This is a genomic window from Acetobacterium sp., assembly GCF_036508315.1.
Taxonomy (GTDB): domain Bacteria; phylum Bacillota; class Clostridia; order Eubacteriales; family Eubacteriaceae; genus Acetobacterium.
On record NZ_DATCHP010000055.1, the window covers coordinates 57,752 to 71,904 of the forward strand.

Annotated in this window: 10 protein-coding genes and 1 pseudogene; 2 read left to right on the forward strand and 9 right to left on the reverse strand. The window is 35.9% G+C overall.

The features are described from left to right. Positions 1 to 2: 2 nt before the first annotated feature. The 8 genes from VIK44_RS06965 to VIK44_RS07000 form a co-directional block, all read right to left on the reverse strand. Positions 3 to 1,112 carry a capsular polysaccharide biosynthesis protein CapF gene (locus VIK44_RS06965; protein WP_331553123.1) on the reverse strand — a complete coding sequence of 370 codons (1,110 nt, stop codon included), beginning with the start codon at positions 1,110 to 1,112 and terminating at the stop codon, positions 3 to 5. Beyond that, positions 1,113 to 2,135, reverse strand: coding sequence for a polysaccharide biosynthesis protein (locus VIK44_RS06970; protein ID WP_331553124.1), 1,023 nt, complete (start codon positions 2,133 to 2,135; stop codon positions 1,113 to 1,115). Position 2,136: 1 nt separating this feature from the next. Then, positions 2,137 to 3,363, reverse strand: coding sequence for a glycosyltransferase family 4 protein (locus VIK44_RS06975; protein WP_331553125.1), 1,227 nt, complete (start codon positions 3,361 to 3,363; stop codon positions 2,137 to 2,139). A gap of 118 nt (positions 3,364 to 3,481) precedes the next feature. After that, positions 3,482 to 4,687, reverse strand: coding sequence for an ATP-grasp domain-containing protein (locus tag VIK44_RS06980; RefSeq protein ID WP_331553126.1), 1,206 nt, complete (start codon positions 4,685 to 4,687; stop codon positions 3,482 to 3,484). A 96-nt stretch (positions 4,688 to 4,783) separates the two neighbouring features. Continuing rightward, the gene (locus VIK44_RS06985; RefSeq protein ID WP_331553127.1) at positions 4,784 to 5,368 is read right to left on the reverse strand and encodes a sugar transferase; all 585 of its coding nucleotides are present in this window, start codon (positions 5,366 to 5,368) and stop codon (positions 4,784 to 4,786) included. Positions 5,369 to 5,377: 9 nt separating this feature from the next. Beyond that, positions 5,378 to 6,598 (reverse strand): DegT/DnrJ/EryC1/StrS family aminotransferase, encoded by a 1,221-nt coding sequence (locus tag VIK44_RS06990; protein ID WP_331553128.1) that lies wholly within the window; start codon positions 6,596 to 6,598, stop codon positions 5,378 to 5,380. Between the two features lie 313 nt (positions 6,599 to 6,911). Beyond that, positions 6,912 to 7,937 (reverse strand): GDP-mannose 4,6-dehydratase, encoded by a 1,026-nt coding sequence (locus VIK44_RS06995; RefSeq protein WP_331553129.1) that lies wholly within the window; start codon positions 7,935 to 7,937, stop codon positions 6,912 to 6,914. A gap of 125 nt (positions 7,938 to 8,062) precedes the next feature. Continuing rightward, entirely contained in the window at positions 8,063 to 9,070 is a 1,008-nt protein-coding gene (locus VIK44_RS07000; RefSeq protein ID WP_331553130.1) for an LCP family protein, read from the reverse strand. A 283-nt stretch (positions 9,071 to 9,353) separates the two neighbouring features. On the opposite strand from VIK44_RS07000, the pseudogene VIK44_RS07005 reads away from it, so the two are divergent. Both VIK44_RS07005 and VIK44_RS07010 read left to right on the forward strand, forming a co-directional pair. Further along, a pseudogene (locus VIK44_RS07005) lies at positions 9,354 to 9,836 on the forward strand (ATP-binding protein); the annotation flags it as partial. Positions 9,837 to 10,169: 333 nt separating this feature from the next. Continuing rightward, positions 10,170 to 11,597, forward strand: a complete 1,428-nt coding sequence (locus VIK44_RS07010; protein WP_331553131.1) for an ATP-binding protein — start codon at positions 10,170 to 10,172, stop codon at positions 11,595 to 11,597. Between the two features lie 397 nt (positions 11,598 to 11,994). Here the strand turns inward: VIK44_RS07010 and VIK44_RS07015 are convergent, their stop codons facing one another. Then, entirely contained in the window at positions 11,995 to 13,299 is a 1,305-nt protein-coding gene (locus VIK44_RS07015; RefSeq protein WP_331553132.1) for an ATP-binding protein, read from the reverse strand. Between the last annotated feature and the right edge of the window lie 854 nt (positions 13,300 to 14,153).

A 14,153-nucleotide genomic window follows, 5' to 3' on the forward strand; every position in this document is an offset into this window, starting at 1 on the left:
CGCTATACCTCCATATAGTAAGTATCAGGCTTATTTAAATCAAAAGGTTCATTTGCCCACATGATGGTGACCATATCATCCTCACCTAGATTTTCAATATTGTGAGTATAGCCGATTGGTATATCCACTACTTCCATCTTATCTCCAGCGACAAAATATTCCAAAACCTTATCCGTGTCTATTTTTCTAAATCGTATGACACCTTTTCCCCATACTACAAGGAATTTTTCGCTTTTAGTATGATGCCAGTGATTGCCTTTGATGATGCCAGGTTTAGAAATATTCACTGAAATCTGCCCTCTATCAGGAGTCTTTATGAACTCGGTAAAAGAACCTCTATTGTCTACATTCATCTTAAGTTCATAGCTGAATTGATTTTCTGGCAAATAGCTTAAATATGTGCTATAAAGTTTCTTCGTAAATGCATCTGACATATCTGGGATGGAACGATCCTCCCTGCTTTTCTTAAATGAATCAATCAAGTCAACAATTTCACCTAAAGCAATCGTATAGTCCACTGGTACTTCACAGAATTCACTCGTCCTGTTTTCTTTACCATCAAGTGCATTAATGAGTTCTTCAATCAAATCATCGATATACACAAGGTTCATAATAACACTTGGATCATTAACTTTTATGGCTATCTCATGAGCAATATTATGACAAAAAGTCGCTACTACACTATTGTAGTTTGGTCTGCACCATTTCCCGAACACATTAGGAAAGCGATAAATTAAAACATGGGAACCCGTTAGTTTTCCGTAATCACGCAGTAAATCTTCACCTGCTTTTTTACTCTCTCCGTAAGGATTATTTAATTTTGCTTGAGTCGAAGACGCAAATAAAATAGGACAAGTATTTTTATTTAACTTTAGTGCTCCCAGTAAATTTTTCGTAAAACTATAATTTCCAACCATAAATTCTTTAGTGTCAGTTGGTCTGTTAACGCCCGCTAAATGAAACACAAAATTACATTCCTTTGTATATTGTTGTAATTTTTTATCATCATCATTCCTTCCAAAAGTCAATATTTCGATATACTTCATTTCCTTCAAAGAAGTAACTAGATTTTTACCCAGAAAACCATTTGCTCCTGTTACTAAAACTTTCATCTATCTCTCCTCCCAAAGCCTCAATTCTTTCTTGATTTCATCTAAGTTTAAGAGTTTCTCTTTTATTTCCTCAACAGAAAGAATCCTTGTATTGTTTGAATTGTATTCTTCAGTCAGTGTAATCTGGTGAGAGCCTTCTTCAAGATATTTTTCATAACTTAAATCTCTATTATCTGCGGGAACTCGATAAAAGTTATCAATATCGATTGCTTTTTCTGCCTCTTCTCTGGTAAGTAAAACCTCATATGATTTTTCACCATGTCGTGTCCCAATGACTTTTATTTCATTATCTGCTTTAAAAAGTTCTATAAGAGCTTGCGCTAAATCTCCTATGTAACACGAAGGAGATTTTTGCACGATGATATCGCCTGTTTCTGCGTTTTTAAATGCATATACCACAAGCTCTACTGCTTCCTCAAGACTCATAATAAATCTTGTCATTTTAGGATCAGTCACAGTAATCGGTTGTCCACTTTTTATCTGTTGAATGAATAACGGTATTACCGATCCTCTGGAAGCCATAACATTTCCATATCTTGTTCCACATATCAACGTCCTTTCCGGAGATATCGTTCTGGATTTTGCGATAAATGTTTTCTCCATCAAAGCTTTTGTGATTCCCATAGCGTTTACAGGATATGCTGCTTTATCAGTAGAAAGGCAAATAACCTTCTTTACTCTTGCATCTATTGCGGCTGTTAACATATTCTCTGTTCCTAATACATTTGTTTTAACTGCTTCAATTGGAAAAAATTCACACGAAGGTACTTGCTTAAGTGCTGCTGCATGAAAAACATAATCAACATTATACATGGCATTACGCAGACTTTCAATAGCACGTACGTCACCAATATAAAACTTAATTTTATCGTTCTGATAATGTCTTCGCATATCATCCTGTTTTAATTCGTCTCTAGAAAAAATTCTAATTTCTTTTATATTTGTATTCAAAAAACGTTCTAATACAACATTTCCAAAAGAGCCAGTTCCACCTGTAATAAGTAAAGTTCTATCCTTGAACATATTACCCCTCCGTTCTATTTTTCTTATCGACTATCAAATGAAACAAATCAATGAATTTCTTTGTGTTAACGGTTCTTGAATAGTATTTTTCTCCAAATTCATGCGCATTCTTTGCCATTCGCTGGCGTTCATCTTCATCACGATATAATTCTAATATCGCATCAGCCACTGCCTTCGGATCATCATTCGATGCCGAGATCCCCATGTCATACTCACTAAACATTTTAAAATATTCTGAATCTGAATCAACAGAATTTACAATTACTCTGTTACACATCATCAATAAGCCTGCTTTACTTGGCACAGAATTACCTATGATTCTTTTTTTTAAAGGAATCATACAAATTGAGCACGCACTATAAACATCAGAAACCATATTTTGTGGTTCCAGCGGAAAAAAATATATGTTATCAAGTTTCTGTTTTGACTTTTCTTCGATAAAAACTTCTTTCTGGCTACCTTGACCGATCATATGAAACTCAATATCGTTATATTCTTTAAGTAATTCAGCAACCGCCAATACCATTTTGTAATCAAAAACATATCCCATTGTTCCAGCATATTGGACGTAGAACTTCTTGGTAGAAAGGTTGTATTTTTTTACAAACCGATTCTCTTCCCACAAAACTTCATGCACTGTTCGATCATCAAACCAATTTACTATCATAAATATTTTCTTTTCTGGCACACCTTGCTCAACAACTTTATTTTTCATATCTTCAGAAATAACAGTTATAATATCACTATATCTATACGCAATTTTCTGTAGTAAATAGAATATTTTCGCAATGAATCTGTTCCCCATAACACCAGAATTTACAGCACTGCCAGGAAACATATCTTGAATTCCATAAAATAAAGGTTTTTTCAAAATGATTTTTGTTAGCACAATTCCATACAGGGCTGTTGGACAGGAGATAATATATACAGCATCAATATCATTAACTTTCTTCCAATATTTCACACTTCTAAAAGTGTATTGCACCTCTTCTAAATACCTTCTAACAAACCTATTTTTAGGTATATCTTTTCTTTCAAGCGTGTCCCAAGTAAAACCATCTAATTTTTTCAAGTCTGAATTCATTTCTTCTCCGATTTTTTTTATGCTTGCTTGCACTAAATGAACAGAGAATCCTGCGGATATCATATCTTCTATTAACGCTTTCAACAAATGATTTGATGGACCTGGTGTATCAAATCCGCTCGTCCTCTGTATTAAAACCTTCAAAAGCACTACCTCCAAATCAAGTTTTTATCGACTTATCTTTTCGTTATCTAAATCAGCTGATTTTTCTTCATTCGAATAAAGTTCTTCTCGTTTAAGAACTCAACACCATATTCTTTGCTTACTCAATAATAATATCAATTATCTTTATTGCTTCTTCACAAATTCTTATAGCATCTTCTGCATCATAACCCTGTGCAATAACAAATCCTATTCTTTCAGAACCGTTGTTTAAAGCTCCCACAGTATCGCCAATATTTTTTACAAAACATATTTGCTTAACTCCAAGTATACTCTTCGCTTCATTTACTCCAGTTATATTAATTAACTTGCCTTCATTAGTTTTGAAATATCTAACGGCTGCCCCCATGTTGATTTTTTTTTCAAAATCGGGTTTTTCTCCCAATGCAATTTCAATACAGCATTTAACCAAATCGACGCCTGTAGAAAGAGGCACTAAATGTGTTGTAATATTACCTCCACCAAGCCTTGCCCCAATCTCGACTATTTTAGTGCCATCATCAGTTACAATTATTTCTGTATGAGATGGGCCATTCACAATACCTATTGCATTAATTGCTGATATTGCAACTCGTTCAATCTGTTTTTTGATCTCCCTGGAAAGATCAGACGGCTCTGAATGTCCCATTTCAACAAAATTAGGTGCACCAGATGTTAATTTATCCGTGATCGAAATCACCTCAACTTTGCCATCAACACTTAAAGTTTCAACACTAACTTCTGGGCCTTCCATGTATTCTTCAACAATTATTTCCCCACCATATGAATTTTTTTTGCTGTATTCAAAGGCAAACATAATCATTTCATTATTATTAATATCGTTAACCAAAAACACACCACGACTTCCCGAATTATCGGCAGGTTTGACGATGCATTTGTTTTTAAACTGATGAATAACCGCCATATATTCATCAATTTCTTTCACTCTAAAAAATTTAGGGACTGGTACATCATTGTCTTTTAAACATATCCGCATTATTCCTTTATTTGTAGCTTTTAAAGCCATAACCTCATCAATACCAACAATATTCAGCTCTTTTGCAACTGCAGCAACTGTTCTCATTGGCATATCGCTTGCAAGTGTCATGATTCCATTGATGTTATACAATTTAGCTGCTGCAACCACCTTAGGTATATCATTCGTACTAATAACAAGACAGATATCAGCATATCTAAAGCCAATGGCATTCTTATCCATATCTACTGCTATCACTTGCAATCCCATTTCTTTTGCTTTTAATATTGCCGGTAGTTGCAAAATGCTGGCGCCAAGAATCATGATCTTTTTCTGTTTATTCATTTTCATATATTCTCCCCATTAATACAACATCATGATCTTCGCTATTTTCAAACCTATGCTACTTCTATATTCCTTCTATTTTGGGATTTCATTTTTTATACTTTACTTAAACACATTTTTCTTTAACACTACGCTAAATATAGTCTTTAATAAAATTTTCAGATCAAATATTAGAGAAATATTCTCAATATAATAAACATCATTTTTGAATTTTTCTTTACCCTTAATAGAATTTCTATAATATGCCTGGCTGTATCCAGTGACTCCAGGTCTTACAGATAATTTGTTTTTTTCAAAGGCAGAATATTTTTTAATATCCTCTGGCAGGTCAGGCCGTGGTCCGATTAGGCTCATGTCACCCCTTAGGATATTTAAAAGTTGGGGTGTCTCATCTAAACTCGTCTTTCTTATAAACTTCCCTATCTTGGTTAATCTTGGATCGTCTTCCGCATTAAAGGTTGATCCATCTTCATTCCTTATGTCCGGTGCATTCATCTTCATCGACCGAAATTTATACATTTTGAAAATCCTGCCATTTTTACCAAGACGAGGAGAATTATAGAAAATTGAGCCTTTATCTTCAAAGTAAATTGCTGAACCAACAATAATCAATATAATAAACCAAAAAGGAAGTGCTATCATTGAAAAAAATAAATCAGAAACTCTCTTGAAAAAATACTTATACATCACGCCACCTCATTGCTTCAATTTGTATATGATTTCTATTATTTTTTTTGTAATATACTTCACATCATCATCGCTTAACAACGTATGTAGTGGCAATGTAATCTCATTTTTGTACATATCAAATGCATTTTGATAATCTTTTATATTAAACCCTAAATTCTTATAGGCTGTAAACATTGGCAATGGCTTATAATGCACATTTGTCGCTATCCCTGCTTCATCCATCTTCCAAATAATTTCATTTCTTTCAGCTTCATCAATGCCTGGAATTCTGGCTAAATAAAGATGTCCCGATGATGTAAAATCATCTCCGTAATGCTCAATAACCTTTATTCCTAAATGACATAACGCTTCATCATACATCCTGATAATCTCTCTACGTCTTTCCATTAACCCATCATAACGGTTTAACTGGATTAATCCAATTGCAGCCAGGATATCTGTCATGTTACACTTACGGGTAAGATATTTTATGTCATATTCCCATGAATTTTCTGAAATCCTGGCAAAGGCATCTTTAGTCTGTCCATGAAGGCTGTTAAGCATGAATTCCCTGTATATTTCATCATCGTCTAATCCAAGGTCATTTCTCCAAACCACCGCACCGCCTTCTCCTGTGGTGACATTCTTAACTGCATGGAAGGAGAAGCAAGTGAAGTCAGCAGCTTTCCCACATTTTATTTTTTTTCTCTCTGCACCAAATGCATGTGCAGCATCAGCAATCACAATGATCCTATTAAATAAACGTTGCACCTCATTATTCGGTGTAAATAAATCCCGCTTGCTTTCAACCACTTTATAAATCGCATCATAATCACACATCTTCCCTGCAATATCTACAGCTATGATGGCCTTCGTGTTGACTGTTATGGCATCGGCAAGCTTTTCATAGTCCATTTCATAAGAATCCTCTGCCACATCAACCAATACAATTTTTGCTCCAGCCATGTGAATAACTGATGCAGATGCTGTGAAGGTATATGCAGTCGTTATTACCTCATCCCCTGGACCAATGCCTAAAATATGAAGTGTCAGTTCCATGGCTGAAGTTGCCGAATTAAGGCATACTGCTTTATTTACCCCAATAAACTCTGCAATTTTTTGTTCAAACGCTTTCGTTCTTAACCCAGTGGTAATCCAACCGGACTCCAGGACATTAACTACTTCTTCGATTTGTAAATCTGAAATGTCTGGCGGTGAAAACTCAATATCCCAAAGTATTCCATACATCAATTTTTCTTCTTTCTATTTTATTTGAACTATGTGAAATGCTTCAACGCCTTGCTATGGCATGGTTATTACACTAATAAAAATCACTTCACTTTCTTTATCTTATCAGAAAGTGTCATCGTTCGCAATAAAAATTACACTTTGAAACTTCTATCTTAGCAGGAAATGTCATCGTTTGCAATGGATTAAGTGGCCGTTGCTGTAGTTTCAAGTGCCTTTCACCTAAATCCGCTTTTGACCTCATTACTATTGGTACGTGGCATAACCATTTGATTTCGGAGATTTCACAGGCATCGTTTCTACTACATTTTACCTATTTCACCCCATAATACATAACATACCAGTCAGCAAATTTCTGTAAACCTTCCGCAATGGCCGTTGATGGCTTAAAATCAATTGCTTCCTGGAGTAAATCAGTTGATGCATAGGTAGCGGGTACATCACCAGGTTTTATCGGTTCAAATTTTTTATCAAATACAACTTTTCTGCCAGCAGCATGACTTAAAGCTTTCTCAAGTGTTTCTATAAAAACCATGAGCTTTTCAGGGCTATTATTTCCTATATTAAAAACCCGATGAGGTGCCTCCGCGACGGGTGGCGCTGTAAGAATTTTTGCGATTCCCTCAACAATATCATCTATATAAGTAAAATCCCGATATAAATCATTTTCAAAATCACCATTGTTAAATATACTGATCGGTTCCCCTGCAAAATATTTCTGAGTGAAACCAAAATAAGCCATATCCGGCCGACCCATTGGTCCGTAAACGGTAAAGAACCGTAGACCTGTAGCTGGGATCTGATAGAGATGACTATAGGTATAGGCCATTAATTCATTTGATTTCTTTGTAGCCGCATATAAAGAAACTGGATGATCCACAAAATCCGTCTCCTCAAATGGCACTTTTTTGTTGGAACCATATACAGAACTTGAAGATGCATACACTAAATGATCGACTGGATAATACCGACATGCTTCAAGAATGTTAAAAAAGCCCACAATATTGCTTTGTATATAAACATCTGGATTCTCGATGGAGTACCTGACTCCAGCCTGTGCAGCCAAATTTATAGCAATCGCTGGTTTATAGCTTTCAAATACCCTCATTACCAGATCTTTATCAGAAATATCTCCTTTAACAAAGGTGAATTTCTCAAAGAGTTTAAGGTTATCCAGACGTGCATACTTAAGATTCACATCATAATAGTCATTAATATTATCGATTCCAATGACATTGAAACCTTGCTCTAAAAGTTTTTTGGTTACATAAAATCCAATGAAACCTGCTGCCCCTGTAACGAGAACATTTTTTTCTCTATCTAATGATTTTCTACTCATATTTTCCCTCACTTTTTCCATCTTAACAGAAAGAGTCATCGCTTGCAATCTCATAATATACAGAATTGCAAAAATAGTAGTGGAACGCCACTGAAAAGTCAGGATTCACCTTTGCAATATCTGTTTTAAACAGTATTTATGATTGTATTACTGATCTCCTCAACCGCAGGAGACGGTACATATCCTGTTTCCTCATAAATAAAATCATGTAAATACGATACATTTTTACTCAAAGTATCCGGTTTCAAATAATAAACACCGTCCCATGTACCCCCGATTGCCTGGCCATCAACTGGCAATCGGGTATTTTCCATTGCTGTAATCCCTGAAGAAAATACCGTCGTTGCCAACCCAATCAGTTCACCATTATCGAGACTCGTTTGGGTGAACGGTGACAGTATTGAAATGAGTGCTATGGCCTGAGGCAATGATTTTTTCTCCAGTACCTTGTTTATGACATTCTGTAAAACCGTTCGCTGCCTCACAGTTCTTTCATAATCGCCATCTCCCGCATGACGTATTCGACTATATGCCAGGGCCTGCTGCCCATCGAGAGTTTGCACCCCCAGACTGCTACCACTGATTTGATCAATTTCGTAATCTTTCACATCAATCTCGACTCCGCCAACGGCATCCACTATTTGTTCCAGAGCACTAAAATTAACCGTGACATAATCCTTGATGTTCATATCAAAATTTTCGTTGATTGTTTTAATCGTTAATTCAGGTCCGCCATAAGCATAGGAATGATTGATCTTGTCATATTTTTCACCTAGTATGCTCACAAAGCTGTCACGCATGATAGAAGTCAGTTTTATTTTTTTATGCGTCAAATCCAAGGAAGCGATCATAATCGAATCCGCTCTGGAACCATCATAGTCATCCGCTCTGGTATCAATGCCAAATAAGGCAATATTGGTAATATCGCTGCTTTTCTCTAAAGCTTTAGATTTGGCGTTCGGGTCCTCTTTGTCAGGTTTGGTGTTTAATTCCTCTTTATTATCCGGGATCTTCACAGTTTTTATATTTCCAAGAGACTTGCTATACACATAGTAGAATCCCGAGGATGCTAAAAGGATAACAATAAATAAGGGAATCAATACTTTTTTAAGAACACTGCTTTTCTTACTCATTTCTATTTGCCTTTGTCATAAGACACCTGCCTTTTTAAATTTGTCGAAAATTCAAGTTCTAACCCTAGCATTGTAACACATTTATTAAAAATTTTCTTTGAAAAACTTGGCAATCGTAGGATTCTTAGGACTTTACCATTTAGAAATTCAATTGTTTACGGAAGCCTCTATGGCTTCCGTTATTTAGTTCTTTTATCTGCAAGCTAATAAACCGCCTCATCCTCACGTACAGATATAACCACGCAAATATAGCTAGCTTTCATTATTTGAGGAGTACTTACGAAACAACGGTGTTCATAATGATCATATTATCCGAATGAACTTTGAAGCCTTTGAATTCGATGAGATTACAAAATATGCTCAATTATATAACTATATCAAAAACAAAATGACAAACCCTCAAAAAAAATACTACATTATTCTTGATGAAGTACAGCAAGTTGAGTCCTGGGAAAAGGCTATCAACTCATTTCTTGTGGATTCTAATGTTGATATTTACATCACAGGTTCCAATGCGTATCTTTTATCATCAGAGTTGTCCACATTACTCTCTGGCCGCTATGTAGAGATAAAAATGCTGCCATTGTCCTTTAATATGATTATTGATAAATTAGGTGAGTTAGAATCAATTATACCTCTTATTGGTGAAGTCAGGAAAGAACGGATTAAGAATCCCAAGTGTTATTCTGCAGGTGAAGATATAAATAAAATTTTAACAGAGCTTACCGAGAATGGCTTTTATGAAAATGATCCTGAAAGTCAATAATTGAAACTTGCATATTTTTTTACAACTTTGCCTTTTTCGGAGGTTTCACAGGCACCGTATCCCCTAATCGTTTGCAATCATCATAATGAGTTTAGTTTAATTTAGTGACAGGCTAACGTACCTCTAAAAGATTTAATGGAAAATTAAACCCGCATTAAGTTGAATAGCTAAAGTGATAGACACCGTATGTGTTAGATTCCACTAAAATTTTTACTAAAACTAATACTATTTTTCTAATTTTAATTTATTTTCACTAAAACAAACAAAATTTTCATAAACTATTGATATTTCCATTAAATAATTGTATAATTAATCAAAAAGGATGTGAATTCTGTGTTGGAAGAAGAATTAGTACAATTAGTAAAAAAAGTTATTTCCGAAAAATGCGAAAAACAACATATTGAGCTTAAGAAGGCAGCGGGAGGAACACCAACAAAACTTTATGATACCTTATCAAGCTTTTCTAATCAGTTAAATGGCGGCATAATTATTTTTGGAATTGATGAAGAAGCTGGCTATGAAATAATTGGTGTTTATGATGCCCAAGACCTTCAAAAAAAAGTGATGGAACAATCTTTGCAAATGGAACCCGTAGTAAGACCATTGTTTACAGTGGCTCAGATAATGGATAAATTAATCGTCAGTGCCGAAATTTCCGAATGTGATATCTATGACAAGCCATGTTTTTATAAAGGTGCTGGCAGACTACGCGGATCTTATATCCGTGTTGGTGATTCCGATCAACCTATGACAGAATACGAAATCTATAGTTATGAGGCATTCAAGAGAAATATACATGACGAACTACGAACTGTTGAGCGCGCAACAAAAAAAAACCTGTCGAAGGATAATACAACAGAATATTTGATAAAGTTACGCAGGCAAAAACAGAATCTCGTGAATCTTGATGATGGCCGCATACTGGAAACTCAAGGTATCTGTCAGGATGATATCCCTACACTGGCAGGACTCATGTTAATGGGTGAATATCCCCAGGAATTTTTCCCACAACTGAGTGTGACAGCAATGGTCGTACAGGGGAAGGAAATTGGAGAACTCGGTAATGATGGTGAACGATTTGTAGATAACAAGCGAATCGAAGGGTCTATTCCACAGATGCTGGAAGGAACCCTCGCTTTTGTACGAAGAAATATGAAGGTGAAGACCATTATAACCGAAGAAGGAACCCGGGCAGATAAACCCGAATATCCAATAAAGGCAGTCAGAGAAATCATACTGAATGCCCTCATTCATCGAGATTATAGCGTACACACAGATCATTCACCCATACGTTTGGTAATGTATGAGGATCGATTAGAACTTGAAAATCCGGGTGGACTTTATGGTAGAATAACCGTCGATGATTTAGGTAAGATATCCGCCGATACCAGAAACCCTTATATGGCAGGCGCTTTGGAAATCATGATTGATACCGAAAACCGTTTCTCTGGTATTCCTACCGTAGTAGCAGAACTTAAAAAAGCCGGATTACCAGCACCTCTATTTATTAATAAACGCGGTATATTCAAAGTTGTATTTTATAAGAAAACAGCTGACCAAAGCAAAGATAGTGAAATAGTCCAGGCGATTCTGAATTACTGCACAACGCCACGTTCACGAGAAGAACTAGCCCAACACTTTGGATTTGAAACACCCACCTATTTTGTTAAAACTTATATCGCTCCCCTACTTGCCGACGAAAAAATTAAAATGACCATCCCAGATAAGCCGAAAAGCAAGTTCCAAAAATATTATTCCTAAGCATCCAACACACCAAACCTTTTTTATTATTATTTGCTGAATATAATGACTAAACAGATTTTGTGCCGTATCCGACCCCAATTTCTTCTTAAATCACTCAATAAGTTAAGTTCAATAACTTAAGTGACAGGTAAGCCTCCGAAAAAGGCAAAGTTGTAAAAAAATATGCAAGTTTTAGTTATTGACATTCAGGATCATTTGAATAAACAAAGAGAAATCACGTAATTTCAAGTTGAATTGCTCAATTCAATAGCGAAAGCAAGCTATATTTGCAAGGAGAATCCTCAAACTTTCATGCTATTACAGAAAAGAGAGTTTTTCGGAGGTTTCACAGGCACCGTATCACAAACACACTTCTGGGGCAATGTCATTTGCGGAAACACTAAACTCTATTTTATTATGGACTTAATGTATTGATGGAATTAATTGCATAAAGCGGCAAATTCAGCAACCAACCCTCACGTTTATAATCTGTCATAGATGAACGGATTGATAACTTTGGCTGAAACTTCTCATAATACATTTTTAGGCTTTTGGCCTTTAAATTCGTTTCGGCCTTTACTTCAACTGGAATGACTGCGTTACCATTATCAATAAGGAAGTCAATTTCTGCGCTACCCCGGTCATTTGTCCAATAGTAAATCTCCAAACCTTTTAAGGTTTTTAACTGCTGCAAAAAATATTGTTCTGTCAGCGCACCTTTGAATTCCCTGAAAAGCTCATTGCCATTCAAAAGCACCTCCTGATGCAGTCGCACCATACAGGAAAGCAAACCGATATCAACAATAAATAATTTAAAGGCTTTTAAATCCTCATAGGCTTTGAGTGGAAGGCTTGGGGCATTTACACGATGCACTTTATGAACAAGACCACAATCGATGAGCCAAAGCATGGACTGTTCATATTCCCTGGCACGTGCCCCTTCCTTTATGAGTCCATAGATAAATTTTTTATTCTCTTTTGTGAGTTGTCCGGGAATACTGTTCCAGAGCATTCTTATTCTCGGCACAACTTCATTAGGCGCATGTTTGGAAAAATCCTGTTCATAAGCATCAAGAATGCGCTGTTGTATTTCCCGTACCTCGATAAAGTCTCTAGTCTCGGAAAAATAACGCACAGCCTCTGGCATCCCGCCTACATAGTAATAGTATTTGAGCATCTCAATATATGTCTGCTTGAATGTTGTTGCCAACCCAAAGTCACCTTTTTCCAGCAATTCAACATATTGTCCGTTACCCATTGCCATCAAAAACTCTGAAAAACTAAGAGGATATAAATCTAAGAACTCTACTTTGCCAACTGGGAATGATGTGCCCTGACGCAAAGCAACCCCCAGGAGTGAACCTGCACATATGATCTGGTATTCTGAGGCATCCTCATTGAAATATTTAAGCGCTGTCAATGCTTTTGGTACTTCCTGAATCTCATCGAAGATAAGCAGTGTATTTATAGGATTGATCTTATGGCCGGAGTAAAGCTCCAACCCTGTTACAATCCGTTTTATATCAAAATCAAATGAAAATAAATGCTTTATAGGCTGGTTATTGTCAAAGTTTATATAGACGGTTTTCTCAAAAGAATCTCCGCCGAACTCCTTCATCAGCCAGGTCTTGCCAACTTGCCTTGCACCGCGAATAATGAGTGGTTTTTTATTTATCTTCGCTTTCCATTTATATAAGTCTTCAATCGCTGTTCTATACATAATATCACCTCATAATGTAAGCATACGTCATATCGACAAAATATACAACGATATTCTGTTGTATCGCAACACTTTTTACATGGAAAGTCTGCTTCAGCCGATTTTTTTCTTTTAAAGAGACTTAGTATTTAAAAAAATTAGATGCTAATCCAGACTTTTCACTTTAACATCATGCATAATCTAGTCATCCCTTAGAAAAGATGGAACCCCTCTTTCTATAGAATAATAGAATATTGGAAAATAAAATTGACCATATTTCAAAAATATAAAAGCAATAAAACAACCCACAGATTCTCAATAAGTTAAGTTCAATAACTTAAGTGACAGGGAAACCTCCGAAAAACTCTCTTTTTTGTAATAGCATGAAAGTTTGAGGATTCTCCTTGCAAATATAGCTTGCTTTCGTTATTGAATTGAGCAATGCAACTTGAAATTACGCAATTTCTCTATGGTAATTCAAATGATCCTGAAAGTCAATAATTAAAACTTGCATATTTTTTCCCAGCTTCGCCTTTTTCGGAGGTTTCACAGGCACCGTATCTCTTATCTCTAAATGCCTTCCGCTTCCTTACTTTATTATCGCTTGTTACACGTACTCCAGACCTACGTCTGAAGAGCAATTAGGGTCTCCCAAGTTCCCGTATCGTAAACTTTGTATAGCATGCTGAGTTCTACGACCCCGAGGAAGCTACGACCTTCTTACCAAACGTCGATCGCAATATTGCATTCTGCTCTGACAACGGCATCTGCCTTCCTATTTTCGGTATTTCGAGGCTCAATCACTTCAACTTTTCAGCTTTCAGCCTACTACCTTGTTTGCCTACGCTTAAACTTATCAGTTACCCGATAAGCTC